Source organism: Nocardioides luteus (assembly GCF_014648595.1).
GTDB classification, from domain to species: Bacteria; Actinomycetota; Actinomycetes; order Propionibacteriales; family Nocardioidaceae; genus Nocardioides; species Nocardioides luteus.
Genome location: NZ_BMRK01000001.1, coordinates 261,191 through 287,188, shown reverse-complemented (window position 1 = coordinate 287,188; position 25,998 = coordinate 261,191). Strand labels below are relative to the sequence as shown.

The window sequence follows — 25,998 nt, the reverse complement described above, 5'->3', positions numbered from 1 at the left end:
GTCATCCTTGACCGGGCAGCGCACCCAGCTTGCGATGGTCCCAGCTTGCGATCTTGTCGGGCTCGATGACGATGCCGACGCGCTTGTGTGCCTGCTTCGAGACCAGGTCGTCGCCGAGCTCACCAAGATCCGCACCGCCGGCCATCCGGGTCATCACCCGGGAGCCGATGTCCTTGATCTCGTCGTAGTCCTCGACCAGCCGTGCGTGACCGGTGATGCTGACGCCACGCAGCTCGAAGTAGTCGACGCCGTCCTCGACCAGGCAGGTCACCCGGGGGTCGCGGCGCAGGTTGCGCACCTTCTGCGAGGACCCGTAGGTCCAGAAGGCGATCTTCCCCTCGTCGAGCACGTAGAACAGCGTGGTCAGATGTGGCGCGCCGTCGACACCGACGGTGGCGACCTGCACCTTCATCTGCGATCCGAGGAAGTCCTCGATCTCGCCATCGGTCAGCTGTACGGACTGGCGGGAGCCGGCCATGTGCCCTCCTCGAGCATGAGAACTAGAACACGTTCTACCATATCAGGGACAGAGGTGCCCCCGAAGGGGACCGCTGCGCGAGATCTACGAGGCAGCCTTCATCTCGGAGATCAGCCAGCCGCCATCCTCCTTGACGAGCGTCAGCACCTCCCAGGTAGGGCTGACCACTGTGTTCTTCGTCTTAGGTGCGCTCGCGCTCTGGTTGACGAAGAGCAGCACCTCGGCCTCGTCCTCGGTCGCCGAGATGATCGAGGCGGCACAGTCCTCTTCGATGCACGCTTTGCCCTTCTCGCCCGCCTTGGCGCCCTCCTCGGAGAGCGGGGCGACCTGCGCGGAGACCTTGATCCCCAGCTTGGCCTGCTCCTTGCGCTTGTCCTCGCCCGGGAGCGTCTTCTCGTAGTCCTTCTGCATCCCCGGCGTCATCAGCTTCTTCGCGGCCGCGATGTCCTTCTCCGCGCTGGCCGCCTGGTAGGACATCACGGTCTGCGTCAGCCCGACCGAGTGCTCCATGATCGCGGCCCGCGACCCGGCCGCGGTCAGCTCACCGCCGGGCGCCACGTCGTCCTTCGAGACCAGGTCGACGGCCAGCCAGAGCGCTGCGCCGGCCACCAGGACGAGTACGCCGAGCACGGCCGTCAGCGTCCGGCTGCCATCGCCCAGCCACCGCTCGGCGAAACCGGCCCGCTCTTCGGGGCTCTCCTCGGTGCTCTCCTCGGCCTCGTCACCGGCGTCGTCACCAGCCTCACCCTCGACCTCACCCTCAGCTTCAGCCTGAGGCTTGGTGTCGACCTCCGCCTCCTCCGGCGCAGCGACCTCGTCGCGTACGTCCTCCGGCTCGTCGGTGGGCGGCAGCAGGTCGGACCCGCAGTAACGGCACTTGATCGCGGCCGCCTTGATCGTCTCCGCGCAGAAGGGACATTCCTTCTGGTCGCTGGAGACGGACCCGTTCGCTCGTACGCCTGTCATCAGTTGACTCCTGCCAGGTCGGACATGCGCCATCCGTCCTTCGTCTTGTCCAGCGACACCTTGAAGCGGTACTTCGAGCACCGCGCACCCTCGTAGGGGCAGGTCTCGCTCTTCTTCAGCTCAGCGGTCTGGCTGCTGGTGACGACCGAGTCGACGGCGACCAGCACGACCGCCTTCTTCGGGCCGATCGTGCGGATGCCGACCTGCTTGACCTTCCCCTTGGAGACGGTCTGGGCCGGGATCGCAGCCTGCCGGATCTGCTCGGCGATCGCGGTGTACTCCTTGCCGAAGGTGCCGGTGGAGATCTCCTTGACCGCCTGGATCCGCGGGTCCATGTCGCGGTAGTCGACGTCGAGGAAGGCGATCACACCCTCCTCGGCGACCGACTTGGCCTCGTCGTAGTCTGCGGCCGCGGCCTCGGCGGAGGTGGTCCAGGGCAGCATCCGGGCACCGCCGATGAAGACCGCCGCCGCCAGCACGACCAGGATGACGACCACCGCCGCGAGGACGGTGTTGAGCCGCCCCAGTCTGGCCATCGACAGCTTCACGTCGAGGTTCTCGGCCGTTTCGGGGGTAGGTGGCATCGAGCTCACTCCTCACCCAGGATCATCGATCGCCAGGAGTCGTCGGACAGGGCGGAGACCAGGCCTCCGTCATCGTTCGGGGCGGACATCGTGACCGTCTTCCCGTCGGGAAGGCGGGTGCGCCCGGTCTTGGGGTCGTAGGACGTCACGTACTTCTCCACGCCCTCGGGCTTCGGCACCATGTTGACCCCGCGCTGCATGATCGGGTTGTCGCCCTCGTAGTCGGGCTGGGCCCGCTTGTCGGTGCACTTGGCCGGGTAGAGCGGCTGCTTCTCGGTCACGGTGCCGGGGATCCACTGCTCCGGGGGCTTGTAGCCCTTCTGGCACGGCGGCGTGGTGTAGACGAGACCCATTGACAGGTGACCGTAGCCGTCGCCGGGCGAGCCGGTCCACCCTGTCGCCACGACCCGCGGGAACGTCACCAGCGTCTGCTCGATCGCCGGCAGCCGGGCGGTGAGCACCTCGTTGACGGTGCTGAGGTTGGCCAGGAAGACCGGCAGCAGCGGCTGCAGGCCGTCGACCAGCGACTGCACCTGCAACGCGGTCGCCTCGCCGCCCTCGAGGATCTCGCGCAGCTCCGGGTCGCGCTTGTCGAGGGTGGCGGTCACCTTCTCAAGCCCGTCGGCGAACTCGCGGATGTCACCGCTGTGCTCCTTCTGCGTCTTCAGCACCGTCTGGCTGGTGTCGAGGAGCCGGATGGTGTCCTTCTGGTGCTTGGTGGCGTCGTCGACCAGCGTGGAGCCGGAGTCGAGCAGCGTACGCAGGTTCTCGGCGTTGCCGCGGAAGAGCGTGCCGAGCTCGGCGACGACGGTGCTGAGGTCCTCGCCGTTGATCGAGGTGGTGAAGCTGTCGAGCTGGGTGAGCAGCTCGTCGGTGGTGCCGGGCATCGACTCGGGGCCGGCGGTGACGACGTCGCCCTCGGCGAGATAGGGCCCGGAGGCCGACTCGGGGATGAAGTTGATGTACTGCTCCCCCACCGCCGAGAGGTTGTGCACCTCCACGGCAGCATCGCGCGGCACCTCGGTGCCGGGGTCGAGCTCCAGGCCGACGCGGACGCCGTCGTCGGTGACGGTCATCGAGGAGACCCGGCCGATGCCGAGGCCGCGGTAGTTGACCTCGCTGCCGACGTAGAGACCGCCGGAGGCCGGCAGGTCGACGGACACCTCCACATGGCGGCCCAGGATCCGGTCGACGAGACCGAGATAGGCGGCCGAGACGTAGAAGATGCCCACCGCGGCGATCACCAGGAAGACCACCAGCTTGTTGCGTACGCTGCGGGTCATCGCTTGCCCCCTCCCAGGAGTCCTTCGAGCAGGCCCGTGAGGCCGCCGGTCGTCGGCTCGGCGCTCGGCGTGTCCGCGTCGGCGGGCGCCGAGAGTCCTTCGGCGATCTCCGGGACGAGGCCGCTGAGCCCCGGCGTCTTGGTCGAGGTCGAGGTCGAGCTCTTGGGCAGCAGGTCGGCGACGTCGGGCAGCTTCGGCGTCTTCTCACCGGGCTTGGCCGGGGTGTCCTCCTTGCCGACGACCGAGCAAGTCAGCTGGAGGTTGGTCAGGTCGCAGAGCGCCTTGGCCAGCGGCTGGATCGCCTCGCAGCCCTTGGAGTAGGACAGGCACAGCTGGAAGACCTGCGGCAGCAGACCGGGGGACTTGCCGTTGGTGAGGCTGCCGACGAGCTTGCCGAGGTCGAGGTCCATGTGGAACAGCGCGTTGGAGTAGTCGCCCATCGCCAGCCCGGCGGCGTTCTCCGGGAACGGGAAGCTGGCCGCCATCATCAGTCCGCGCGGTAGCGAGGCACCGGCGTCGGCGAGCTCGCGCAGCGTCGGCGCCAGCTCGTCCAGCGCCGTGGTCAGGTTGGCGCCGCTCTGGTTGATCACCCGGGTGGCCACCACGCCGAGCCGGTCGAGCGCCTTCATCATCTTCAGCAGGTCGGCGTGCTGCTGGCGCAGCACCTCGAGGGCGGGCCCGAAGGAGTCGATGGCCTCCTCGATCTTCTCGGACTCCTTGTTGAGGGTGCGGGTGAGGCGGTCGACCTGCTCCATCGCCCGGATGATGGAGCTCTTGTGCTGGTTGAGCGAGGCGACCGTGGTCTCCAGGTTGCCCAGCAGGTCCTTCATCCCGCCGGTGCGCCCGTCCATCATGGTGTTGAGCTCGTCGCTGATCGTCTTCAGCTGACCGACGCCGCCGCCGGCGAGCAGGAAGGAGAGCGCGCCGAGCACCTCCTCGACCTCGGGGTTGCGGTTGGTGCGGTCGAGCCCGATGACCGCGCCGTCGCCGAGCTTGCCTGCGCTCGCAACCGTGGAGCCCTGGGGCGGCACCAGCGAGATGTACTTCTCGCCGAGCAGGCTGGTCTGGCGTACGTTGGCCAGCGCGTCGGCCGGGAGCTCGATGTCCTTGCGGATGGTCATGGTGACCTTGGCGTGCCAGCCCTCCCGCTCGACCGCGTCGACCTGGCCGACCGGGACGTCGTTGGCCATCACCTTGGTGCGCGGCACCACGTCGACGACGTCGTTGAACTTCGCGGTCACGACGTAGCCGTCACCCGAGCCGACCTCCTTGCCGGGAAGCGGCAGATCATAGGCCTGTACGCCACAGCCGCTTCCCAAGGCCATCAGACCCAGCATCGCCAAGAAGACCCGCGTCCTCATCTCTTGCCTCCTGACATCAGGTCCTGGAGGGACCCGCTCAGAGCGCCGATTCCGCCGTCCTGGACCACCTGGGGCTTCACCTCGGGCTTCTTCTTCGCCTTGGCGCCCTTGGCGGGGCTCTCGGCCTGGGTGTTGCGGTCGGTGGGGACGCCGGCGTCGGTGATCGCCTGTCCGATCGGCGCGGTCGCACTGGTCGGCAGCAGCGCCTTGAAGAGTGCGCAGATCTGCTTGGCGGCCGGGATCTTGTCGTTCTCCACGGCCATGCAGAGGATGTTGGCCAGGTCGGTGCCCATCGGGCCCACCTGGAGCCGGAAGCCGACTGACCCGGAAGCCGGGTCGAACGCCTCGGCCAGGTTGCCGAGACCGAGCGGCGCCAGGTCGATGACGGTGCCGAGGGTCTTCTTCTCCTTGGCCAGGATGTGGAGCGTCTTGTTGAGCTCCTTGACGTCGCCGACCAGGGCGTCGGAGTTGTTCTCGACGAACGACTTGGTCACCTTGACCGCCTGGGCGATCGCGACCAGCGCCTGGTCGAGCTCGTCGCTCTCCCCGGCGAGCTGCGTGGAGACGGTCGAGAGGTCGGTCAGGAACTTCTCGGTCGTCTCGTCGTTCTTCGCCAGCGTCGTGGTGACCTCGGAGAGCTGCGACAGGGTGCTGAAGAGCTGCTCGGAGTTGCCGCCGAGCACCTGGGCCGCCTCGGACATGTCCGCGATCGCCTGGTTGCCGACCTTGCCGTTGCCCTCCAGCGCGGCCGCACCTTCACGCAGGACGTCGCTCAGCGCACCGTTCTTGTTGGCGCCGTTGGGTCCGAGCGCGGTGGTCAGCTCCGAGAGGCTGGAGTAGATGCGGTCGAGCTCGACCGGGACGGCGGTGCGCTCGATCGGGATCTCGCCGCCGTCGGCCATCGCCGGGCCGCCGGTGTAAGCCGGGGTCAGCTGGATGAACCGGTCCGCGATCAGGGTCGGGGTGACGATCGCCGCCTTCACGTCCTTGGGCAGCTTGTAGTCGCTCTCGTACTCGATCACGGCCTCGATGTGGTCACCCTTGGGCTCCAGCGACGCGACCCGGCCGACCTTGACCCCCATGATGACGACGTCGGAGCCCTCGTAGACGCTCACCGCCTGCGGGAAGCTCGCGGTCACCAGCTTGGTGTCGGGCGCGGCGACCTCGGAGACCAGCAGCAGGCCGCACATCAGCACCAGAGCGAGCGGGAGCGCCGCCCACTTGGACCTCAGGCTGGGCCGCGAGGTCCGTTCGGTGCCGGCGACCGCGACCGGCGCCTTCGTACGCCGTCGGCCCCTGCCGCGCGGCACCTCGGTCAGTCGTTCGATGATGTTGGTCATTCCACGATCCCTGGTCGTCGTCCGGGCACGAACTCGCCGCTCGCGATGCCGGTCAGGTTGCCGAGATAGGCGTCGAACCACGGGCCGGTGCCGATGATGTTGATCAGGATCGACGCGTACGGCCCGTAGTTCTGGATGGTCTTGGTCAGGTCCTTCTCGCGGGCGTTGAGGAACTTCAGCGCCGTCTCGAGCGCGTCCAGCGCGGGCCCGATCTGCTTCTCGTTCTCCTTGACCAGCGCCTGCAGCTGCTCGGAGAGCGCGGTGGCGTTGACCAGCAGCTGGTGGATGGCCTGGCGGCGCGAGATGAGCTCGGCGAAGACCTGGTCGCCGTTCTCCATCACGCTGACGATGTCGTGCTTGCGCTGGTTGACGAGCTGGACGACCTTCTCGGCGTCCTGCAGGAGCGACTCCAGCTCGTCTCCACGGGAGGCGATGGTCTGGGAGAGCGCCGCGATGCCCTGGAAGGCACCCTGCACCTCGGGCCCGGCCTTGTCGAGCGTGCCGGACATCGTGGTCAGCGCCTTGGCCAGCTGCTGGGTATCGATCGCCTCGGTCGTCTCGGTGAGGTCGCCGAAGGTGCCGACGATGTCGCTGCCCGCGCTGGTGCGCGCCAGCGGGATCGTCGATCCGGCGTCGAGCAGGTGGCCGCCCTGCGGCTTGATGTCGAGGTACTTCTCCCCGAGCAGGTTGAGCACCCCGATCGTCGCCTCGCTGCGGTGACCGATCTCGGTGCCCTCGACCGAGAACGAGACCACGACCTTGGCGCCCTCGATCTCGATGTCGCTGACTCGGCCGACCCGGATGCCGGCGATCTCGACCCGGTTGCCCACGTGCAGGCCGCTGGCGTCGGAGAACTCCGCCTGGTAGGTCGTGCCGGCGAACCACGGCAGCTTGCGCAGGTTGAACGCCGCCGTCAGGACCAGCACGATCGCGACGATCGTGATCACGCCGGTGCGGGTGAGCTTCGTGTTGGAGTGGTGACTCACAGCTTGCACCTCTCGGACTTGCTGTAGAAGGCCACGTTGTCGAGCTGCTTCTGGATCGCCTTGACGGCGGGCGAGTTGTCGAGCAGCTCGCCGAGGGAGGGCAGCTTGATCGAGAAGTCGAGGTCGCAGAGGTAGTAGTTGTACCAGGAGCCGTAGCTGCCGATCCGCGCCTGCGACTCCAGGGTCGCCGGGAGCCGCTCCAGGGTCCTGTCGAGAAGCTTTTGGTTGCCCGGCTTGTTGAGGACGGCCATCACGCGCTTGAGCTGCTTGATGTCCTCCTTCAGGAACGGGCGTACGTCGGTGAGCAGCCCGGCCAGCTCGTCGGTGAGGTCGCCGATCGATGAGATCGAGTCGCCGATCGCCTCCTTGTCGCGGGCCAGGTCCTTCATCCAGCCGCTGAGCTGCTGGATGAGCTCGGCGAGCTCGGAGTGGTGCTCGTTGACGGTGTTCAGCGTCTTGGAGAGGTTGGTGATGACGTCGCCGATCAGCTCGTCGCGCTCGGCCAGCGCGCTGGTGAGGGAGGCCGTCTGCGACAGCAGGCTCGCGACGGTGCCGCCCTCTCCCTGCAGCACCCGGATCAGGTTGAGGGAGAGCTTGTTGACGTCCTTGGGCTGCAGCGCCTGGAAGAGCGGCTGGAACCCGTTGAAGAGCTCGGTCAGGTTCAGCGCGGGCGTGGTGTTGGCCAGCGCGATCGCCTGGCCCTTCCGCAGCGGGCTGGGATCGCTCGCGCCCTGGTTGCCGGCGTCCTGCGTCAGCGCCAGGTAGCGGTCGCCGACCAGGTTCAGGTAGCGCACCTGGGCACCGCTGGCGGTGGTGAGCGGCACCGACTTGTCGACGCGGAAGGTGACCATGGCGTGGTCGCCGCCCTCGATCTCGACGGCGAGCACCTCCCCCACGGTGATGCCGGCGACGCGTACGTCGTCACCCTCGCTCAGGCCCGAGGCGGTGGTGAACTCGGCCCGGTAGGAGACCCGGTCACCGAACCCGACGTTGCCCATGATCGAGGCGAGGGTGCCGGTGACGAGGATCGAGACCAGGGTGAAGACGACCAGCTTGGTGCCGGCGACCGCGGTCTTCAGATCGCGCTTGTTCACTGCAGACCTCCGTTCCCCGGCGCCCACGGGATGTCCTCGGTGCCGTTCTTCAGCTCCTTGGGCCCGGCGGGCACCTTCGGGGTCGGCAGGCCGTCGCACCACGGCCCGTGGCCGACCTCGCCCCACTCGGGGCGGTCGGCACGGCCGTACGCCGGCTTCTGGGTGCCGTCGAGCACCATCGTCTGCCGCACCCGGTTCTGCTGGAAGACGGTCGCCAGCAGCTCGGTGTAGTCGTCGAGGCCGCGCAGCAGGCAGGTGTATTCCGGGGAGTAGTCGGCCAGCAGCTTCAGCAGCGGCACGGCCAGCTCCGTCTCGTACCTGATCTCCTTCTCGTTCTCGGCGAGCAGGTTCTCGGAGGTGTCGGCGACGCCGGTGACGGAGGTGAGCAGGCCACCCAGACGGGCGCGCTGGTCGGTGACGGTCTTGGCGGTGGTCGTGGTGTTCTCGAGGACCTTGACCAGGTCGGGGGCGGCCATGGAGTAGGTCTCCGCGACGTCGGCCATGTCCTCGAGGTCCTTCTCGAGCGTGGGGAGGTGGACGTTCATCTCTTCGAGGTAGTCGTTGAGCTTGACGAGGGTCTCGCCGAGCTTCTCCCCGTTGCCGGAGAGCGCTGTGGCGAGGGCGTGCAGGGTGCTGTTGAGGTCCTGGGGACGGATGGACTTCAGCAGCGGGAAGAGCCGGGCGAGGATCACGTCGAGCTCGACGCTGGTGCGCACCCGGTCGGCGGGGATGACCGTGCCGTTGCTCAGCGCTCCGGTGCGGTCGCCGCTGGGGTCGATGACCTCGACGTACTTCTGCCCGAACAGCGTCGTCGGCTTGATCTGGACGCTGACGTTGGCGGGGATGCGCTCGGCCTGCTCCGGCTCGAGACCGAGCTCGATGACGGCCTTCTTGCCGTCCTGGTGGATCTCGCGGACCTGGCCGACGATGACGCCGTGCATGCGTACGTCGCCGTAGCGCGGCAACTGCAGGCCGGCCTGCTCGGCCTCGACCTTCACGGTGGTGAACTGCACGAACGCCTTCTGGTAGATCGCCACGCAGAGCGCGATCAGCAGGGCCAGGGTCACCGTGAAGGCGATCCCGGAGACGAAGAGCTTGGAGTGCTCGGCGCGGGTGTCGCGCTGGATTCCGATCAGCATCTGGTGGGCACCGACCTCATCCTGTGATCCGGACAGTGGTGGTCGAGCCCCAGATCGCGAAGCTCAGGAAGAAGTCCGCGACGACCACGGTGACGATGGAGGTGCGGATCGCCTTGCCGACCGCGATGCCGACGCCGGCAGGGCCGCCCGAGGCGGTGTAGCCGTAGTAGCAGTGGATCAGGATGATCGCGACCGCGAGGATGATCAGCTTCAGGAAGCTGTAGAGGATGTCGATCGGTGGCAGGAAGGCCAGGAAGTAGTGGTCGTACGTCCCGCCCGACTGCCCGTACATCAGCGTCGTGATCAGCCGCGGGCTGAGGTAGGAGGCGCACAGCGCGACGACGTAGAGCGGGATGACCGCGAGAAACCCGGCGATCATCCGGGTGGTGACCAGGTAGGGCAGGCTCGGGACGCCCATCGCCTCGAGCGCGTCGATCTCCTCCGAGATCCGCATCGCGCCGAGGCGGGCGGTGTAGCCGCAACCGACGGTCGCGGCGAGCGCGATCGAGGAGATCAGCGGGGCGACCTCACGGGTGTTGAAGAAGGCCGAGATGAACGCGGAGAACTTCGCGACACCGATCTGGCTCAGGCTCGCGTAGCCCTGGATGCCGACCTCGGAACCGGCGAAGAACGCCATGAACGCGATCACGCCGACGGTGCCGGCGATCATCGTCAGGCCGCCGGCGCCGAAGGCGACCTCGGCCAGGATGTTGAGCACCTCCCGCTTGTAGCGGCGCACGGTGCGGGGCGCCCAGGCCAGTGCCTTGGCGTAGAAGAGCAGCTGGTCGCCGTAGCCCTCGACGGCCTCGCGCTGCTCCTTGACGATCTGGTTGCCCACCTGGGCGAGCGTGTTGGACACGGGGGGATCACAACCCGTCCTGAGGAACGATCTGGAAGTAGACCGCGGTCATGATGGAGTTCAGGACGAACAGCATCATGAACGCGATGATCACGGCCTCGTTGACCGCTCGCCCGACCCCGCTGGGGCCGCCCTGCGCGTTGAGGCCGTTGTAGGCGCCGATGATCGCCGCCAGGAACCCGAACAGGGCCGACTTGACCATCGATATGTAGAGGTCGGGAAGGCTGGCCAGCGCGGTGAAGCTCGACAGGAACGCACCCGCCGAACCGCCCTGGACGATCACGGTGAAGAAGTAGCCGCCGCCGATCCCGGTCGCGATGACGATGCCGTTGATCATCACCGAGACGAACAGGCACGCGAGCACCCGCGGGATCACCAGCCGGATCACCGGGTCGATGCCCAGCACCTCCATCGCGTCGATCTCCTCGCGGATCTTGCGAGAGCCCATGTCGGAGCAGATCGCCGACCCGGCGGCTCCCGCGATGATCAGCGCGGCCGCCATCGGTGCGGCCTCCCTGACCACCGCGAGCACCGCGGTCGCACCGGCGAAGGACTGCGCACCGAGCTGACCGGCGAGGTTGCCGACCTGCAGCGAGATCACCGCTCCGAACGGGATCGAGACCAGCACCGCCGGCATCATCGTGACGCTGGTGATGAACCACGCCTGCTCGAGGAACTCGCGCAGCTGGAACTTGGTCGTGAAGGTGCCCTTGACGACCTCTCCGGTCATCAGCCCCATCCCGCCGACACCTCGGACCAGCGAGGCGAACTGCACTGCCATCCTTCACCTTCCGCACGCGGTCTTGTGACTCGGCTCACGCTTGTGAACCAGTAGTAGAACATGTTTCAGTTCTGAGGGCAACGACCCTTCCTGACAAGTCCGAGAACAGGGTGGGAGGTATTTCGTTCCCACGACTTACCCGCCGGTAGGTGACGGCGGTCACAGATCCTCCACCCCGGCGGCGCGACTCGTGAAGGTCGTTCTCGCATGCTGGTCCCGGCCTGTGCGTGCGATGAGAGACCACCGGCTCGAGGTAGAAGTCCGCACCGGTGTGTATCGACAGGATGCGCCAGTTAGATTGGGGACCGTGATGAGACCTTCGCCGGGGGGCGTCATGAGGTTCCTACGCCGCCTGCTCCTCGCCGTGTTCGGCGTTCCGGTGGCGCTCGCTGTCGTGATGAGCCTCGTCGACGGCTATCGCAGCCGTGGCGCCCGCGGCCGGAGGGGCAAGCCGTTCCCGGTCACCCCGCCGCGCACCAACGCGGTCGGCGACGGCACCGTGACCACCTACACCTTCGGCAACGACCTCTACGAGGACATGATCGCCGCCATCGACGGCGCCAAGAAGCAGATCTTCTTCGAGACGTACATCTGGAAGGGCGACGACGTCGGCCAGCGGTTCAAGGAGGCGCTGGGCGCAGCCGCCGAGCGCGGCGTCGAGGTCTACTGCATCTACGACGAGCTCGCCAACCTCGTCGTGCCCTCGCGCTTCAAGCGGTTCCCCGAGGGCGTGCACGTGCTGCGCTACCCCACCTACGCGGCGGGCCTGCGCTTCTTCGACCTCTCCCGCTACGGCCGCGACCACCGCAAGATCCTGGTCGTCGACGACACCGTCGGGTTCGTCGGCGGCTACAACATCGGGAACGCGTACGCCACCGAGTGGCGCGACACGCACGTGCGCATCACCGGCCCCGGGGTATGGGACCTGCGCCGCGCCTTCGCCGACTTCTGGAACCTCAACCGCCGCCGCCCGCACCCGCTCACCCACCGCACCGACGCCGAGGGCCCGCTGCTCATCGAGACCGCGCCGTCGTGGGACCCCGACCTCCGGTTCCACCGCAACGTGCCGCGGCTGTGGATGTTCCCCATCCGGTCGATGTACCTCGAGGCCATCAACCGTGCCTCCCGCAACGTCTACCTGACCACCGCCTACTTCGTCCCCGACGAGGACTTCGTGGACGCGCTCAAGGCCGCGGCCCAGCGCGGGGTCGACGTACGCATCCTGCTGCCGCTGAAGTCCAACCACGTCGTGGTCGACTGGATCTCACGCGGCTACTTCTCCCAGCTCCTCGACGCCGGCGTGCGGATCCTGCGGTTCAAGGACGCGATGATCCACGCCAAGACGGCCACCGTCGACGGCTTCTGGTCGACCGTCGGCACCGCCAACATCGACCGCCTCTCCCTGACCGGCAACTACGAGATCAACCTCGAGATCTTCGACCGCGACGTCGCCAAGCAGATGGAGGAGATCTTCTCCCGCGACGAGTCCAACGCGCTCGAGCTCACGGCCGACGAGTGGGCCGCCCGCGACATCCACCGAAAGTTCACCGAGCTCGTGCTCACCCCTCTGCGACCCTTGCTCTGAGGCATGCCGAGTCGGCGCATCTGCCCCGTCTGGTACTGCCGAGTCGGCGCATCTGCCCCCGTGCCGCGCGAAGCGAAGCGAGCGCGAGGGGGCTGATGCGCCGACTCGGCGCGGGGTATGAGGGGCTGATGCCCGACTCGCCGCGAGGCATGAGGGGTTCACCGAGGCAAGTGCGTACGAGGCGACATCCGAGGCCCCCGCCGAGGCCGCTTCCCAGCCGCCCGATAGACAAGAGCGACGACCCGCCCCCGATGCGGCCGGAATTTCTCCAGATACTCCCGCAGCTGATCGTCGCTCCAGGTCTGGTTGGTCAGCGCCCAGCCCATGTCCTTGGCGATGTGGTAGTCGCCGAAGCTGACCGCGTCCGGGTCGCCGAGCGCACGCTGACGTACTTCTGCGACGGTCCACTCGCCGATGCCGGGGATGGTGGTGAGCCGACGTTCGACCTCGTCGCCGGCCAGGTCGACGGTGCGCTCGATCGCGGAGGCGACCCTGGCCGCCTGGAGCACCGCTTTGGAGCGGGCCGGGTCGACAGGCATACGCAGCCAGTCCCAGCTCGGGATCGTCCGCAGTGTCTGCGGCGACGGCTGGACCCGGAGCCCATGATCGGGGCCGGGAGCGACCTCGCCGAAGCGGCGCACCATGGCGCCGAAGCCGCGGAACGCCTCCTGGCTGGTCACCTTCTGCTCGATGATGGCGGGGACGAGGGCCTCCATCATCAGCTGCGTGCGGCCGAACCGCGGCACCTCGAAGCGCTCGAGCAGACCGGCGAGCAGCGGGTCGTCGGTGTGGAACTCCTCCGGTCGGTCCTCGGCCCCGAGCAGCGCCGGCACCTGCTCCAGCACCCACTCCGCTCCCTCGCCCCACGCCTGGGACTCGACCTCGGTGCCGCGCTGGCGCAGTCTGAGCGTGGCGGTGCCCTGGGGCGTACGGACGGCGCGCCAGTGGTCCTCGCCGATGATCTTGTAGGTCGGGTCACCCGGACCGCGCCGCAGCGGCCGCAGCATCGAGGCGACGCCGACCGGGTACCCCGGCCGGACCGTCCGCTGCGAGCTCATGAGTCGAGGCTAGCCCGCGGGATCACCCGGCTGGTGGTCAGATGCGTCGCCCGCCCGGAGTCGTCGCGGCCGGTGAAGCCGAAGACGTGGTGGGCGCCGTGCAGCGCGTGGCGCGTGACGACCTGGTCGACGGCGTACGGGACGACCTCGTAGCTGTGTGGTTTGTCGCCCGCGGCCGCGGCCTCGGGGCCGGGCAGCTCCTCGACCCAGAGGCGGCCGTCAGGGGCCTGTCGCAGGTTCCAGTCGACGATCCGAGCGCGGTAGGTGCCGAGCAGACGCCCGGCGTCGAAGCCGTGCGGTGGCTGGTCGGGCGACGTCGGGTCGGCGGCGATGCGTACGCCGGCGAGCTCGTCGAGGAGACGGCCGACGACGTCGTGGTAGAGGCCGTGGGTGTCGCCTCCGTTGGTGAGCAGCGCGACCGCCACCCCCTGCTCGGGCACGACCCGGAAGAAGGCCGACTGGCCGATGGTCTGACCGTCGTGGCCGACGATCCCCTGCGCGAGGTCGTCGAGGGACCAGCCCAGGCCGCGTGCGTCGGATCGGGTCGACGCCGGGTGGTCGACCTGACGGGTGAGCACCTCGGCGCACGCATCTGCGGAGAGGATGCGAGTGCCGTCCCCGGCCATGCCGTCGGCGAGATGCATCGCGGCATAGCCGAGCAGGTCGCGTACGCGCATCGAGAGCATCGCTCCCACCGGCCCGCTGGCGCGGGCCATCCCCCACGACGGGCCTGGGCGAAGCACGTGGTCGGGGGCGGGGTCGATGTGGCCCATCGCGGCGCGGAACCGGATCGCGTCGTAGGCGGTCGTCGCGACGTGGGTCAGGCCCAGCGGGGCGGCGAGCCGCTCCTGGAGCGCCCGGTCCCAGGTGGCCTCGCGCAGCACCTCGACCAGTCGACCGAGCACGGCGAAGCCGGTGTTGCAGTAGGAGAACCGCTCCCCCGGCGCGAAGATCTGCGAAAGGTCGCCCATCGAGGCCACGAACCGCTCCACGGCGTCGTCGCCGGGGCCGTGGTCGGTGAACACGTCGCCCTCGAAGCCGGCCGTGTGGGAGAGGAGATGGCGCACGGTGATGGTGCGGGCGGCCTCCTCGTCGGCGACCCGGAAGCCCGGCAGATGGCGCTGGATCTCGTCGTCGAGGTCGATCCTGCCCTCGTCGACGAGCTGCATCACCAGGTCGGTGGTCCACAGCTTGGTGATCGAGCCGACCTGGAACAGCGAGTCGGTCGTCGCCTCCACGCCGGTGTCGAGGTTGAGGATGCCGCTGGCATGGTCGACCACCTCGCCGTCCTGGAGCACCCCGACGGCTGCCGCGGGCACCCGGTGCTTCTCCAGCAGGGCCGGCAGCTCGTCCTGGAGCCAGGCGTGGGCGGTCGTCGGTGTCATGGTCCTCATCGGTCGGTCTCGGCAAGGCTGGTCAGGGCACGCTCGAAGCCGGCGCGGTCGGCAGGGTCGAGGTCGGCCAGCAGCTCGGTCTCCATCGCCTCGATGGCCTCTCGGCAGCGACGCAGGACCCGCGAGCCGGCCGGGGTCAGCGAGACGATCCGGTTGCGGCGGTCGGCGGGGTCCGGTCTGCGCGCCACCATGCCCTCGGCCTCGAGTCGGTCGAGGTTGCCGATCAGGCGGGTCTTGTCGCGTCCCGTGGTCGCGGCGAGCTGCGCCTGGGTGGGCGCGGCGGAGTCGGCCAGCGCGGTCAGCACCGCGTAGTCCCACATCTCCAGCCCGGCTGCCTCGAGGATCGGCTTCTCACGGGCCATCACCTCACGCATCAGTCGGGACAGCAGGAAGCCGAGCTCGGGTCGATCCACCGGGGAATCCTAACCGCTCGACAGATAATCTACGCGCGCTTACGATATACCTATGCTTACTTTTACTGAGATGCTCGCGGAGTACGACCACGCGCTCGACGACACCACCTCGCTCGCTGTCGACGCCCTGGACCTGAGCGTGCCGACGCCGTGCGCGGAATGGGACCTCGCCGACCTGTTCGGCCACATGATCGGCCAGAACCTCGGCTTCGCTGCCGCCGTCGCTGCCGGTGATGCGCCGGTCGAGGCGTACGTCTCGGTGCCGGTCACCGCCGACGACGTCGCCCGGCGCTGGAAGTCGTCTTCCGACGCCGTTCGCCAGGCGTTCGCCGCCGCCGACCCGGAGGCGACGATCCATCTCGCCGAGTTCGGGTTCCGGCCGACCGTCGCGGTCGCCCTGGGCATGCAACTGCTCGACGCGGCGGTGCACGCCTGGGACGTAGCCGCCGCGCTCGGGCGGACCTACCGGCCCACCGAGGCGACGATCGACGTGGTGCTCGATCTGGCGCGACAGATCGCCGCCGGTCCGGGCGACACGGCGGTCTTCGCCACCGCGCTCGAGGAGCGCGGCGACAACACCTGGGACGACGCGCTGCGCCTGCTGGGACGCGACCCCGGCATGTGGCCGAAAGCCTGAGGTCAGGGCGATCTCGGCGCGTTTGTCGGTGGTGTGGGGTTCACTGGGAGCATGCTCCTCGCCGAGATCGTCTCCACCTCCAACGCCGTCGCCGCTACCCGGTCGCGCAAGGCGAAGGTCACCGCGCTGGCCGAGTGCCTTGCCGCCACCTCGCGCAACGAGCTGCCGGTGGTGACGGCCTACCTGTCCGGCACCTTGCTGCAGCGGCGCACCGGACTGGGGTGGCGATCGCTCAACGATCTCCCTGCGCCGGCTGCAGAACCGTCCTTGAGCGTCGAGGACGTCCACGAGGCGTTCGAGCGGATGTCACAGGTGGCGGGCGCCGGTTCGCAGGTCGAACGGAAGCGTGAGGCCGACGCGCTCTTCGGTGCCGCGACCGAGGCCGAGCAGGCCTGGCTGCGCGGCGTCGTGACCGGCGAGGTCCGCCAGGGGGCGCTTGACTCGCTGGTCCAGGAGGCGATCGCGGCGGCGGCGGAGGTGCCGTTACCGGCCGTACGCCGCGCCGCGATGCTCGCCGGATCGACCGTCGTCGTCGCCGGACTCGCCTTCGACGGCGAGGAGGCGCTCGCCGAGGTGGGCCTGGTGGTGGGGCGGCCCGTGCTGCCGATGCTCGCCTCGTCCGCAGGCTCGGTCGAGGAGGCGATGTCCAAGCTCGGCGAGGCCGTCCTGGTCGACACCAAGCTCGACGGCATCCGGATCCAGGCCCACAAGTCCGGCTCGGAGGTACGCATCGCGACCCGCACGCTCGAGGACATCACCTCGCGGCTGCCCGAGGTCGCCGAGATCGTGTCGGGATTCCCGGCGGAGTCGCTCGTGCTCGACGGCGAGGCGATGACACTCGGCCCCGACGGCCGACCGCGACCGTTCCAGGAGACCGCCTCGCGCACGGCCACGAGGTCGGCGGCCGACGCCGTGGTGGCGCCCTACTTCTTCGACATCCTCCACGTCGACGGACGTGACCTCATCGACCTCTCGCTCGACCAGCGGATCACCGAGCTCGACCGGATCGTCCCCGAGCAGCACCGACCGCCGCGGCTGGTCACGGTCGATGCCGAGGAGGCCGAGCGGTTCGCCGCCGACGCCATCACCTCCGGCCACGAGGGCGTGGTCGTCAAAGGCGTCGGGCTCCCCTGGGAGGCTGGCAGGCGCGGGTCCGGATGGATCAAGGTCAAGCCCGTCCACACCCTCGACCTGGTCGTTCTCGGCATCGAGTGGGGCTCGGGGCGCCGCAAAGGCTGGCTCTCCAACATCCACCTCGGCGCACGCGGTCCGGACGGCTTCGTGATGATCGGCAAGACGTTCAAGGGGATGACCGACCAGATCCTCGCCTGGCAGACCGAGCGCTTCACCGAGCTCGCCGTCGACGGCACCGACGACTGGCAGGTGCGGGTGCGGCCGGAGCAGGTGGTGGAGATCGCCTTCGACGGGGTGCAGCGCTCCACGCGCTATCCGGGCGGCGTCGCGCTGCGCTTCGCCCGGGTGGTGCGCTATCGCGACGACAAGAAGCCGGAGGAGGCGGACACGATCGACACGGTCAGGGCGTATCTACCTTGAGCTGATGTGGATACCGGGTGCCCGTGCCCCCGACTCATCCCATAACCTCACTCGGCGTGCCCCCACACGCTCGCCTCCTCGCGCTCATCGCGACGCTGACGATCGCCTTCGGGACCAGCCACGTCACCCCGGCGTCCGCGGCCGCTGGAACCGCCGCGGACGACACCACGCTCGCAGCACCGGAAGCCGACGTGGTGCGCCCGATCATGGGTGAGACGTTCCGGTTGAACGGCTCGGTCGGCACCGGGCAGAGCCGGGAGGTGCTGCTGCAGCACTTCCAGCACGGCGAGTGGCAGACCGTGCAGCGACAGGAGGTGGCGGACTCCGGCCGCTACTCGTTCGTCGTGACGCAGCCGTCCTGGCGATCGCGCTGGCGAGTCCTCGCACCGGCGGTCGAGGGTCCAGGATCGGCTGGGGCGGAGCTGGTCTCGACGCCGCGTACGCTCTTCGGGCAGGGTCAGAACGTCACCACCAGCGTGCAGCGGTCGGTGCGTGCCGGCGGGACCGTCCGGATCACGCTCTTCGCCTCGCCGGCCCGACCGGGTAGGCAGCTGACGCTCCAGCGCAACAGCGGAGACGGCTGGAAGAAGGTCACCGACCTCAGAGCCGACGCGACCGGCCACGCTCGGCACGTCTTCAAGACCGCGGACGTGGCGAAGACCCGGTTCCGCACGGTCGCTCGGGCGCATCGGGGCGCACCTCAGTTCATCGGGCGGGCCGCTGCGGTGTACGCGCTGGGGAAGAAGCCCGTCGGTGTGATGGCCTGGCGCGGCGACTCGGCGAACTATCCGGAGAACACACTCGAGGCGTACCGGAGCGCTGTGCGGCATCGCGCCGACTTCATCGAGATGGACTTCCAGCCCACCGCCGACGGTGAGTGGGTGCTGCTGCACGACAGTGACTTCCGGCGTACGACCGATGTCGAGGAGCGCTTCCCGGAGCGCCGGACCGACAGCCCGCGGGAGTTCACGCTGGAGGAGGTGCGCTCGCTCGACGCCGGCTCGTGGATGGGGACGGAGTTCGAGGGCAGCCGGGTGCCGACCATCGAGGAGGCGTTCGACGCGATCGAGGCCGCCGAGCGGCGCTACCGGCACCGGGTACGGCTCGTGATCGAGCTCAAGGGGGAGAGTGCCGCCGAGATGCAGGCGCTCTATCGCAAGGTGGTCGGGCTGCGTCCGACCTGGGTGTCGAAGAAGGGCCACGACGACAAGGCGCTCTTCATGAGCTTCGAGGCGCGCCATTTCGACTTCCCCGGCGTCGAGCGGACCGGCATGGAGAAGATCGCGGTCAAGGACGAGCCCGACCCGGCCGACGACTACCGGCGCCCCTACGCGCAGGTGCACATCCACACCCGGCTCCTGGACGCAGAGCACGTCGACCGCTTCCACCGCCGCAAGGCGAAGGTCGGCACCTGGCCTGCGGTCGGGACCGCTGCGGTGCTGCGAGCGGCGGTGGCCGGAGTCGACTTCGTCACGACCGACGACGTCGCAGGTGCTCGACGAGCGCTGCTCCGGTAGCCCGGTGTGAGCACGTACACTTGCACTGCAACTCCGAGTTGCACACCGCGTACAGTGTGCCTGTGAGCACCCGACCAACCTCCTCCGGATCCGCTTCTCCCCGTGGGACAGAGGCCGACGGCCGCCGCTCCGCCGCCGCCGCCCGCCGCCGCGCACGCGAGGCCGACATCGTTGCCGCCACTCGCCGGCTCTTCGACGAGCGCGGGGTCAGCGACGCCCAGATCGAGGACATCGCCAAGGCGGTCGGCATCAACCGCGCGATCGTCTACCGCCACTTCACCGGCAAGGACGAGATCTTCGCGCTGACCCTGGTCGGCTACCTCGACGAGCTCCGTGAGCAGATGCTCACCGCGACCGAGGGCGACAGCACCCCCACTGACGTGGTCCGCGACGTCGTCGGCGCCTTCGTCGACTACGGCATCGAGCACCCCGCCTTCGTCGACTGCGCCCAGACCCTGATGCGCCGCAGCGGCTCCGACCTGCTCGACGAGCTCTCCGAGAGCGCGCTCTTCCGCCTCGGCCGCGCGATGAACGGTTGCCTCACCATCCTCACCACGGTCTTCGAGGACGGCGCCGCCTCCGGCGAGCTCCACGTCCAGGACGCCAACCTGCTCGCCAACACCCTCTACGCCTCCGGCCTCGGCGCCCTCCAGCTCGCTCGCGTCGGCATCCTCGTCTCCGAGTCCGCCCCCGGCGTACCCACCGTAGGCTCCGTCTCCCCCGACCAGGTCCGCGACTTCCTGGTCACCTCCGCCCTCGCCCTCACCGCCAAATAACCCCGCCGAGACGTCACTTCTGTCGACCGAGACGTCGCGTACGTCGGCCGAAACGGCAGTTAGGTCGGCCGAGATGGCACACACGGCGGCCGAAACGGCAGGCCCGAAACGGCAGTTGTGGCGGCCGAAACGGCAGGTACGTCGCCCGAGATGGCAGTTGTGGCCGGCCGAGACGTCACTGCGCACGATCGAAACGGCAGGTACGTCGTTCGAGATGTCACCTTGCGCACTCGGACGACCTAAGTGACGTCTCGTTCGAGAGAACTGCCATCTCGACCGACAGAACTGCCGTCTCGGCCGACAGAACTGCCGTCTCGACCGACGCAGCTGACGTCTCGACCGACGCAGCTGACGTCTCGGCAAACGACGACGGCGCCCGGCAGAGCCGGGCGCCGCGTACGTCGGGGAGGGGGTGGATGTTCCCGAGGTCTACTTCTCCAGGATCGCGACGACGCCCTGGCCGCCGGCGGCGCAGATGGAGATCAGGCCGCGGCCGGACCCCTTCTCATCGAGCAGCTTGGCCAGGTTGTTGATGATGCGGCCGCCGGTGGCGGCGAACGGGTGGCCGGCGGCGAGGCTGGAGCCCTTGACGTTGAGCTTCTCGCGCGGGACGGTGCCCAGCGGGGCGTCGAGGCCGAGCTTGTCCTTGCAGAAGTCCGGGGACTCCCACGCGGCGAGGGTGGAGAGGACCTGCGAGGCGAAGGCCTCGTGGATCTCGAAGAAGTCGAAGTCGTCGAAGGTGAGGCCGTGGCGGGCCAGGAGGCGCGGTACGGCGTAGGCGGGAGCCATCAGGAGGCCCTCGCCACCGGCGACGTAGTCGACAGCGGCCACCTCGGCATCGACGAAGTAGGCCAGGACCGGGAGGTTCTTGGCGGCGGCCCACTCCTCGCTGGCGAACAGCACGGCGGAGGCACCGTCGGTCAGCGGGGTGGAGTTGCCGGCGGTCATGGTCGGGTTCTCGCCCTTGACCCCGAAGACGGGCTTGAGGGTGGAGAGCTTCTCGACGGTCGAGCCGGGGCGGAGGTTGTTGTCCTTCTCCAGGCCGCGGAACGGGGTGATCTGGTCCTCGAACCAGCCGGCCTCGTACGCAGCAGCCAGCTTCTGGTGGGAGGCGGCGGCGAGCTCGTCCTGGGCCTCACGGGTGATGCCCCACTCCTGGGCGGTCAGTGCGGCGTGCTCACCCATGGAGAGCTTGGTGCGCGGCTCGACGTTGGCCGGGATGTTGGGGATCACGTCCGCCGGGCGGAGCTTGGCGAAGGCCTTGACGCGGTCGACGTTGGTCTTGGCACGGTTGGCCTCGAGCAGGATCTTGCGGAGCTTCTCGCCCAGCGCGATCGGCGCGTCGGAGGTGGTGTCGGTGCCGCCGGCGATGCCGGAGTCGAGCTGGCCGAGCGCGATCTTGTTGGCGATGTAGGTCGCCGCCTGCAGACCGGTGCCGCAGGCCTGCTGGAGGTCGACGGCGGCGGTCTCAGGAGCCAGACGCGAGCCGAGAACGGACTCGCGGGTCAGGTTGAAGTCGCGCGAGTGCTTGAGCACCGCGCCGGAGGCGACCTCACCGATGCGCTCGCCCTCGAGGCCGAAGCGCGCGGCGAGACCGTCGAGGACGGCGGTGAACATCTCCTGGTTCGACGCGGTCGCGTACGCGCCGTTGGAGCGGGCGAAGGGAATGCGGTTGCCGCCCACGATGGCGACACGGCGAGTGGTGGTCATGGGTTCATCCTTGTCTGATGACGCGCTTTGGAGAAGGGTATGTCAGGGAGATCACGAAAAGTGGACACCGAGTTACACGCCTAGTTACAACTGGCCAGTAACATACCAACGTACCCTCCGAGACCACGTCCAGAAGGATCAGAGCAGACCATGAGCGACAAGTACCAGAGCTTCACCCAGTCGGCGATCGGCAAGATCCTCGTCAAGAACCTCGGCCTGCCCAACCCCGCCAAGCTCGAGAGGTACGCATCAGGCGCCCCGCTCGTCAAGGGCACGGTCCTCGTCGGCGGCCGTGGCCGTCTGGCCGAGTCGCTCACCGGCCTCCTGGGCGAGCTGGACATCACCGCGACCGACACCGCGGCGACCGGCGCCCGGTTCAAGGGTCTCGTCTTCGACGCCACCGGCCTCACCTCGACGGCCGACCTGGTCGCGCTGCAGGAGTTCTTCACCCCGGTGATGCGCAGCCTGGAGAACAACCCGCGCGTCGTCGTCATCGGCACCCCGCCTGAGCAGCTCGAGGGCCGCGAGCGCGTCGCCCAGCGTGCCCTGGAGGGCTTCACCCGCAGCCTCGGCAAGGAGATCGGCAAGGGCGGCACCGTCCAGCTCGTCTACGTCGCCGAGGGCTTCGAGAGCTCGCTCCTCTCGACCCTCGCCTTCCTGCTCTCCCCGAAGAGCGCCTACGTCTCCGGCCAGGTGGTCCGGATCGGCACCAAGAACGCCTCCCCCGCCGCCGAGCAGGTCGACCCGAAGAAGCCTCTGACCGGCAAGGTCGCCCTGGTCACCGGCGCCGCCCGCGGCATCGGCGAGGAGATCGCCAAGGTGCTGCAGCGTGACGGCGCCACCGTCGTGGGTCTCGACATCCCGCCGTCGGAGGACGACCTGAAGAAGGTCACCCCCGACTACATCACCGCCGACATCACCGCCGAGGACGCACCGGCGACCATCGCCGCCTACCTCCAGGAGAAGTTCGGCGGCGTCGACATCGTCGTGCACAACGCCGGGGTCACTCTCGACAAGAAGCTCGCCAACCAGAAGCCCGACCGCTTCGGCAAGGTGCTGGAGATCAACATCACCGCGCCCGAGCGGATCACCGCCGAGCTGCTCGAGCAGAAGCTGATCCGTCCCAACGGCCGCATCATCGGCGTCTCCTCGATCGCCGGCATCGCCGGCAACCTGGGCCAGACGTCCTACGGCGCCTCGAAGGCCGCCGTGATCGGCTTCGTCGACTCGCTGGCCGAGGAGCTCCCCGACGGCATCACCGTCAACGCGGTCGCCCCCGGCTTCATCATCACCCAGATGACCGCCGCGGTGCCGTTCGCGACCCGTGAGGTCGGCCAGCGCCTCAACGCGATGTCGCAGGGCGGACTCCCGGTCGACGTCGCCGAGACGATCGCCTGGTACGCCTCGCCGGCCTCCACCGCCGTCAACGGCAACGTCGTCCGCGTCTGCGGCCAGATGATGCTGGGGGCCTGATGAGCGACATCTACTCCGGCCGGTCCGGCCCCGCGCTGCTCCTGCGGGCGGCGCTGCCGGCCATCCCGGGCGTCAACACGCTTCCGGGCGTCAAGAAGACCGGCGTCGACTACGAGGAGCTCAGCCTGGCCCGCGAGCCGGTCGTCCTCGAGCGGGAGGACGTGGCTGCGTACGCGGAGCTGTGCGGCTTCCCGATCAAGGACACCGTCCCGCTCCCCTACCCCCACATGCTGGCCTTCCCGCTCCACATGGCGCTGATGTCCTCACCGGACTTCCCTTCGCCCGCGATGGGCATGGTCCACATCGAGAACTCCATCAGCGGCTACCGGCCGATCGCGGTCGGCGAGGCGGTCGCCGTGACGGCGACCGTCGGTCAGCCCGAGCCGCACCCCGTCGGCAAGGCCTACCGGTTCCTGACCGTCGCCACCGTCGAGGGCGAGGTCGTGTGGGAGTCCACCTCGACCTACCTCGTACGCGGCCGCCGCAACCCGGACGCGACCTGGCCCTCCGATCTCGTCGACGTCGCGCCCTCCGGTCCGGTCTTCCCGCTGAAGGCCGACCTGGGCCGGCGCTACGCGAAGGTCGCCGGTGACTACAACCCGATCCACCTCTACCCGCTGACCGCGAAGGCGCTCGGGTTCAAGCGGCAGATCGCGCACGGGATGTGGACCAAGGCCCGCTGCATCGCGGCGCTGGAGAACCGGCTCCCGGATGCCGTACGCGTCGACGTGGCGTTCAAGAAGCCGGTGTTCCTGCCGTCCTCGGTCGCGTTCGGGTCGCTCAAGCACCTCGACGGCTACGACTTCTCGCTCCACAAGCGGGGCTCGGACACCCTTCATCTGCTGGGGCGCACCACCGCCTTGTGATCTCCGTCGGGTCCATCACCGACCGCCACGGGCGCCCCAGTCGGCTATAACCCGTGGCGGTCGGCCTCGGGCAGGTGAGAACGTGTCGCCATGCCTGCCCCGCTCCACCTCCCACCTCGCTACGCCGAGCGCCCGCTGACCCTCGCCGACGCCGGCGCCGTGGCTCGCCTGATGGCCGCTGACGAGCTGGCCACCACCGGCGAGGTCCACATCGAGGAGGCCGACATCGTCGCGGAGTGGCAGCGGCCATCGTTCGACGTGGGCGCGGCCACCGTCGGCGTCCTCGGGCCGTCGGGTGACCTGGTGGCCTACGCGGAGTGCTCCGGCGGCGCCCGCGCCGATGCTGCCGTCCGCCCCGACCACTGGGGCCAGGGCATCGGGACCGCCCTGGCCGGTTGGGTCAGCGCCCGCGCGGCCGAGCTCGGCGAGCCGGTCATCGGGATGCCGGTCCCCCAGGACTCACCGGGCGACCGGCTGCTGGACTCCCTGGGCTGGTTCGTCCGCTGGGAGTCGTGGGTGCTGGCGCTGCCCGAGGAGACAGCGATCCCGGCACGGGAGCTGCCCGCTGCGTACGCTGTCCGGGCTGCCACCACGCAGGACCACGAGCAGGTCTGGACCGTGATCGAGGACGCATTCCTGGAGTGGTCCGAGCGTGAGCGCGAGACCTACGCCGACTGGGTCGCCACCAACGTCGAGCGTCCCGGCGCCGAGCCGTGGAACATCCGCGTCGTCACCGACCCCGAGGGCGCCGTGGTGGCCGCTGCGGTCCTGGTGATGACCGAGAACGGCCGGGAGGGCTTCGTCAGCAGGCTGGCGACCCGCAGAGACCAGCGCAACCGCGGTCTGGCGCAGGCGCTGCTCGCCGACGCCTTCGACGCCGCCCGCGCCCACGGGGCCGCCCGTGCGACCCTCTCGACGGACTCCCGCACCGGCGCTCTCGACCTCTATCGCCGCGTCGGCATGGAGGTCGAGTCGACCTGGGTGCACCGCGCGACCCGCCCCTGATCCCGCCTTCGGTGGGTGCTCTGGGCTAGCATCGTGCCCCCAGGAGGTGGACAGACATGTCCGACGTACTGATCCGAGGCCTCTCGGATGACGAGCTCGCGCGCATCGACAGCGAGGCGACGCGGCTCGGCCTGACCCGCAACGAGTATCTCCGGCGGTGGTTCTCCCCCGACGCGCTGCGTCCGCTCCCGCCGGCCCGCCCTGTGGCCGGAGCCGACTTCGAGAAGTTCGCCCCGCTGGTAGACCGGGGTCTCATGCGTGACGCATGGTCGTGAGTCGACCCTGGCTGATGCACCGCTCGGCGCTCGCCCGGATGTCATCCAGCCCCGACGCCGACAAGTGGTCCCGTCTGATCGAGCTGGGACAGGTACGCATCACCACCACGACGCTGCTGGAGATCGGTCACCTCGCGCGCTCCGAGCGTGAGTGGTCCGAGCTCGTCGAGGACGTGCCGGTGATCCACATGCCCGTCGCGAGCCTCACGCCGCGTACGGAGGCCCGCGCGCTCGAGATCCAGCGGCTCGTGCTCCGCGACGGCCGGCTCCGCGCGCCGTCGGTGCCCGACCTGCTCGTCGCAGCGGTCGCCGAGGAGGCCGAGCTCACGGTCCTGCACGCAGACAAGGACATCGCCCTCATCACCCGTACGACCGGCCAGCCGGTCGAGCGGCTCCGCGGCTGAGCCCGCACGCACACGACCGTCAGAGGATCTCGCGCACCTTCTCGACCGGCCGGGCCAGCACGCCACGGTCGCCCTTGAGCACGATCGGGCGCTGCATCAGCGCCGGGTGCTCGACCATCAGGTCGACCAGCTCGTCCTCGGAGAGATCACGCTTGTCGAGCTCGAGCTCCTTGTAGACCGGCTCCCGCTTCCGCAGCACCTCGCGAGCGCTGAGACCCGTCTTCGCGAGGATGTCGCGAACCTCCTCGGCCTTCAGGCCGAGCACGTGGTAGTCGACCTTCTCGAAGTCGATGCCCTCGTCCTTGAGCAGAGCGAACAGGTTCCGACAGGTCGTGCAGGTCGGCTTCTCGTACACGGTGATCTGGTCCACGCGCTCACCTTAGCCCGCGGGCTCGGTGCGCTATCGCGGCGGGCGACCAGGGTGTGCGATAGTGCGTCGCCCTACTTGGAGCAAAGGTGA

The 25,998-nt window shown here is 68.9% G+C and carries 26 protein-coding genes; 10 read left to right on the top strand and 16 right to left on the bottom strand.

Features of this window, described 5'->3' with window-relative positions:
• Window position 1 precedes the first annotated feature (1 nt).
• The 11 genes from IEY81_RS01375 to IEY81_RS01325 form a co-directional block, all read right to left on the bottom strand.
• Window positions 2-478: a pyridoxamine 5'-phosphate oxidase family protein gene (locus IEY81_RS01375; RefSeq protein ID WP_189116644.1), complete on the bottom strand. Its 477-nt coding sequence runs from the start codon at window positions 476-478 to the stop codon at window positions 2-4.
• An 84-nt stretch (window positions 479-562) separates the two neighbouring features.
• Window positions 563-1,444, bottom strand: coding sequence for a hypothetical protein (locus IEY81_RS01370; RefSeq protein ID WP_189116643.1), 882 nt, complete (start codon window positions 1,442-1,444; stop codon window positions 563-565).
• Window positions 1,444-2,028 (bottom strand): Rv1363c family protein, encoded by a 585-nt coding sequence (locus IEY81_RS01365; protein ID WP_189116642.1) that lies wholly within the window; start codon window positions 2,026-2,028, stop codon window positions 1,444-1,446. Before IEY81_RS01365 ends, IEY81_RS01370 begins: the two co-directional genes overlap by 1 nt.
• A 5-nt stretch (window positions 2,029-2,033) precedes the next feature.
• On the bottom strand, window positions 2,034-3,311 hold the full coding sequence (locus tag IEY81_RS01360) for an MCE family protein (RefSeq protein ID WP_189116641.1): 1,278 nt from the start codon (window positions 3,309-3,311) through the stop codon (window positions 2,034-2,036).
• The gene (locus tag IEY81_RS01355; RefSeq protein ID WP_189116640.1) at window positions 3,308-4,672 is read right to left on the bottom strand and encodes an MCE family protein; all 1,365 of its coding nucleotides are present in this window, start codon (window positions 4,670-4,672) and stop codon (window positions 3,308-3,310) included. Before IEY81_RS01355 ends, IEY81_RS01360 begins: the two co-directional genes overlap by 4 nt.
• Window positions 4,669-6,012: an MCE family protein gene (locus IEY81_RS01350; protein WP_189116639.1), complete on the bottom strand. Its 1,344-nt coding sequence runs from the start codon at window positions 6,010-6,012 to the stop codon at window positions 4,669-4,671. Before IEY81_RS01350 ends, IEY81_RS01355 begins: the two co-directional genes overlap by 4 nt.
• On the bottom strand, window positions 6,009-6,998 hold the full coding sequence (locus tag IEY81_RS01345; RefSeq protein ID WP_189116638.1) for an MCE family protein: 990 nt from the start codon (window positions 6,996-6,998) through the stop codon (window positions 6,009-6,011). Before IEY81_RS01345 ends, IEY81_RS01350 begins: the two co-directional genes overlap by 4 nt.
• A complete protein-coding gene (locus IEY81_RS01340; protein WP_189116637.1) occupies window positions 6,995-8,092 on the bottom strand; it encodes an MCE family protein in 1,098 nt (365 codons plus the stop codon). The genes IEY81_RS01345 and IEY81_RS01340 overlap by 4 nt, the downstream gene beginning before the upstream one ends.
• Window positions 8,089-9,231 (bottom strand): MCE family protein, encoded by a 1,143-nt coding sequence (locus tag IEY81_RS01335; RefSeq protein ID WP_189116636.1) that lies wholly within the window; start codon window positions 9,229-9,231, stop codon window positions 8,089-8,091. Before IEY81_RS01335 ends, IEY81_RS01340 begins: the two co-directional genes overlap by 4 nt.
• A gap of 16 nt (window positions 9,232-9,247) precedes the next feature.
• The gene (locus IEY81_RS01330) at window positions 9,248-10,090 is read right to left on the bottom strand and encodes an MlaE family ABC transporter permease (protein WP_189116635.1); all 843 of its coding nucleotides are present in this window, start codon (window positions 10,088-10,090) and stop codon (window positions 9,248-9,250) included.
• 7 nt (window positions 10,091-10,097) lie between these two features.
• Entirely contained in the window at window positions 10,098-10,871 is a 774-nt protein-coding gene (locus IEY81_RS01325) for an MlaE family ABC transporter permease (RefSeq protein ID WP_189116634.1), read from the bottom strand.
• Window positions 10,872-11,205: 334 nt separating this feature from the next.
• Between IEY81_RS01325 and IEY81_RS01320 the strand changes: the two genes are divergently transcribed.
• Window positions 11,206-12,456 carry a phospholipase D-like domain-containing protein gene (locus tag IEY81_RS01320; RefSeq protein ID WP_189116633.1) on the top strand — a complete coding sequence of 417 codons (1,251 nt, stop codon included), beginning with the start codon at window positions 11,206-11,208 and terminating at the stop codon, window positions 12,454-12,456.
• Window positions 12,457-12,614: 158 nt separating this feature from the next.
• On the opposite strand, the gene IEY81_RS01315 is transcribed toward IEY81_RS01320, so the two are convergent.
• Genes IEY81_RS01315 through IEY81_RS01305 form a run of 3 tightly spaced genes read right to left on the bottom strand, consistent with a single transcriptional unit; the run spans window position 12,615 to window position 15,321 of the window.
• A complete protein-coding gene (locus IEY81_RS01315; RefSeq protein WP_189116632.1) occupies window positions 12,615-13,514 on the bottom strand; it encodes a DNA-3-methyladenine glycosylase family protein in 900 nt (299 codons plus the stop codon).
• Complete coding sequence (locus IEY81_RS01310; RefSeq protein ID WP_189116631.1) at window positions 13,511-14,899, bottom strand: serine hydrolase domain-containing protein; 1,389 nt, start codon at window positions 14,897-14,899, stop codon at window positions 13,511-13,513. The genes IEY81_RS01315 and IEY81_RS01310 overlap by 4 nt, the downstream gene beginning before the upstream one ends.
• Window positions 14,900-14,904: 5 nt before the next feature.
• Window positions 14,905-15,321, bottom strand: a complete 417-nt coding sequence (locus IEY81_RS01305; protein WP_189116630.1) for a MarR family winged helix-turn-helix transcriptional regulator — start codon at window positions 15,319-15,321, stop codon at window positions 14,905-14,907.
• 52 nt (window positions 15,322-15,373) lie between these two features.
• Here IEY81_RS01305 and IEY81_RS01300 point away from each other — a divergent pair, with 52 nt between their 5' ends.
• The 4 genes from IEY81_RS01300 to IEY81_RS01285 all read left to right on the top strand — a co-directional run bounded on the left by IEY81_RS01300 (window position 15,374) and on the right by IEY81_RS01285 (window position 19,805).
• On the top strand, window positions 15,374-15,958 hold the full coding sequence (locus IEY81_RS01300) for a TIGR03086 family metal-binding protein (RefSeq protein WP_189116629.1): 585 nt from the start codon (window positions 15,374-15,376) through the stop codon (window positions 15,956-15,958).
• 51 nt (window positions 15,959-16,009) lie between these two features.
• A complete protein-coding gene (locus tag IEY81_RS01295; RefSeq protein ID WP_189116628.1) occupies window positions 16,010-17,512 on the top strand; it encodes an ATP-dependent DNA ligase in 1,503 nt (500 codons plus the stop codon).
• A 56-nt stretch (window positions 17,513-17,568) separates the two neighbouring features.
• Entirely contained in the window at window positions 17,569-19,029 is a 1,461-nt protein-coding gene (locus IEY81_RS01290; protein WP_189116627.1) for a glycerophosphodiester phosphodiesterase, read from the top strand.
• Between the two features lie 62 nt (window positions 19,030-19,091).
• Window positions 19,092-19,805 carry a TetR/AcrR family transcriptional regulator gene (locus IEY81_RS01285; protein WP_189116626.1) on the top strand — a complete coding sequence of 238 codons (714 nt, stop codon included), beginning with the start codon at window positions 19,092-19,094 and terminating at the stop codon, window positions 19,803-19,805.
• Window positions 19,806-20,234: 429 nt separating this feature from the next.
• Here IEY81_RS01285 and IEY81_RS01280 read toward each other — a convergent pair whose 3' ends face one another.
• Entirely contained in the window at window positions 20,235-21,515 is a 1,281-nt protein-coding gene (locus IEY81_RS01280) for an acetyl-CoA C-acetyltransferase (RefSeq protein WP_189116625.1), read from the bottom strand.
• Window positions 21,516-21,665: 150 nt separating this feature from the next.
• Between IEY81_RS01280 and IEY81_RS01275 the strand changes: the two genes are divergently transcribed.
• The 5 genes from IEY81_RS01275 (at window position 21,666) to IEY81_RS01255 (ending at window position 25,538) form a co-directional block, all read left to right on the top strand.
• The gene (locus tag IEY81_RS01275) at window positions 21,666-22,988 is read left to right on the top strand and encodes a 3-oxoacyl-ACP reductase (RefSeq protein ID WP_189116624.1); all 1,323 of its coding nucleotides are present in this window, start codon (window positions 21,666-21,668) and stop codon (window positions 22,986-22,988) included.
• Entirely contained in the window at window positions 22,988-23,854 is an 867-nt protein-coding gene (locus IEY81_RS01270) for a MaoC/PaaZ C-terminal domain-containing protein (RefSeq protein ID WP_189116623.1), read from the top strand. Before IEY81_RS01275 ends, IEY81_RS01270 begins: the two co-directional genes overlap by 1 nt.
• Before the next feature lie 90 nt (window positions 23,855-23,944).
• Entirely contained in the window at window positions 23,945-24,859 is a 915-nt protein-coding gene (locus tag IEY81_RS01265) for a GNAT family N-acetyltransferase (protein WP_189116622.1), read from the top strand.
• Window positions 24,860-24,915: 56 nt separating this feature from the next.
• The gene (gene vapB / locus IEY81_RS24510) at window positions 24,916-25,134 is read left to right on the top strand and encodes a type II toxin-antitoxin system VapB family antitoxin (RefSeq protein ID WP_189116621.1); all 219 of its coding nucleotides are present in this window, start codon (window positions 24,916-24,918) and stop codon (window positions 25,132-25,134) included.
• On the top strand, window positions 25,125-25,538 hold the full coding sequence (locus IEY81_RS01255; protein ID WP_189116620.1) for a PIN domain-containing protein: 414 nt from the start codon (window positions 25,125-25,127) through the stop codon (window positions 25,536-25,538). Before vapB ends, IEY81_RS01255 begins: the two co-directional genes overlap by 10 nt.
• A 19-nt stretch (window positions 25,539-25,557) precedes the next feature.
• Here IEY81_RS01255 and arsC read toward each other — a convergent pair whose 3' ends face one another.
• Window positions 25,558-25,908 (bottom strand): arsenate reductase (glutaredoxin), encoded by a 351-nt coding sequence (gene arsC, locus IEY81_RS01250; RefSeq protein WP_189116619.1) that lies wholly within the window; start codon window positions 25,906-25,908, stop codon window positions 25,558-25,560.
• Between the last annotated feature and the right edge of the window lie 90 nt (window positions 25,909-25,998).

Excerpts from the sequence above, each read along its gene's own strand:
- IEY81_RS01370 (WP_189116643.1), bottom strand. The coding sequence starts at position 1,444 with ATGACAGGCGTACGAGCGAACGGGTCCGTCTCCAGCGACCAGAAGGAA.
- IEY81_RS01300 (WP_189116629.1), top strand. The coding sequence starts at position 15,374 with ATGCTTACTTTTACTGAGATGCTCGCGGAGTACGACCACGCGCTCGAC.
- IEY81_RS01320 (WP_189116633.1), top strand. The coding sequence starts at position 11,206 with ATGAGGTTCCTACGCCGCCTGCTCCTCGCCGTGTTCGGCGTTCCGGTG.
- IEY81_RS01280 (WP_189116625.1), bottom strand. The coding sequence starts at position 21,515 with ATGACCACCACTCGCCGTGTCGCCATCGTGGGCGGCAACCGCATTCCC.
- IEY81_RS01335 (WP_189116636.1), bottom strand. The coding sequence starts at position 9,231 with ATGCTGATCGGAATCCAGCGCGACACCCGCGCCGAGCACTCCAAGCTC.
- IEY81_RS01265 (WP_189116622.1), top strand. The coding sequence starts at position 23,945 with ATGCCTGCCCCGCTCCACCTCCCACCTCGCTACGCCGAGCGCCCGCTG.
- IEY81_RS01365 (WP_189116642.1), bottom strand. The coding sequence starts at position 2,028 with ATGCCACCTACCCCCGAAACGGCCGAGAACCTCGACGTGAAGCTGTCG.
- IEY81_RS01360 (WP_189116641.1), bottom strand. The coding sequence starts at position 3,311 with ATGACCCGCAGCGTACGCAACAAGCTGGTGGTCTTCCTGGTGATCGCC.
- IEY81_RS01310 (WP_189116631.1), bottom strand. The coding sequence starts at position 14,899 with ATGACACCGACGACCGCCCACGCCTGGCTCCAGGACGAGCTGCCGGCC.
- IEY81_RS01275 (WP_189116624.1), top strand. The coding sequence starts at position 21,666 with ATGAGCGACAAGTACCAGAGCTTCACCCAGTCGGCGATCGGCAAGATC.
- IEY81_RS01315 (WP_189116632.1), bottom strand. The coding sequence starts at position 13,514 with ATGAGCTCGCAGCGGACGGTCCGGCCGGGGTACCCGGTCGGCGTCGCC.
- IEY81_RS01295 (WP_189116628.1), top strand. The coding sequence starts at position 16,010 with ATGCTCCTCGCCGAGATCGTCTCCACCTCCAACGCCGTCGCCGCTACC.
- IEY81_RS01325 (WP_189116634.1), bottom strand. The coding sequence starts at position 10,871 with ATGGCAGTGCAGTTCGCCTCGCTGGTCCGAGGTGTCGGCGGGATGGGG.
- IEY81_RS01270 (WP_189116623.1), top strand. The coding sequence starts at position 22,988 with ATGAGCGACATCTACTCCGGCCGGTCCGGCCCCGCGCTGCTCCTGCGG.
- vapB (WP_189116621.1), top strand. The coding sequence starts at position 24,916 with ATGTCCGACGTACTGATCCGAGGCCTCTCGGATGACGAGCTCGCGCGC.
- IEY81_RS01350 (WP_189116639.1), bottom strand. The coding sequence starts at position 6,012 with ATGACCAACATCATCGAACGACTGACCGAGGTGCCGCGCGGCAGGGGC.
- IEY81_RS01255 (WP_189116620.1), top strand. The coding sequence starts at position 25,125 with ATGGTCGTGAGTCGACCCTGGCTGATGCACCGCTCGGCGCTCGCCCGG.
- IEY81_RS01375 (WP_189116644.1), bottom strand. The coding sequence starts at position 478 with ATGGCCGGCTCCCGCCAGTCCGTACAGCTGACCGATGGCGAGATCGAG.
- IEY81_RS01355 (WP_189116640.1), bottom strand. The coding sequence starts at position 4,672 with ATGAGGACGCGGGTCTTCTTGGCGATGCTGGGTCTGATGGCCTTGGGA.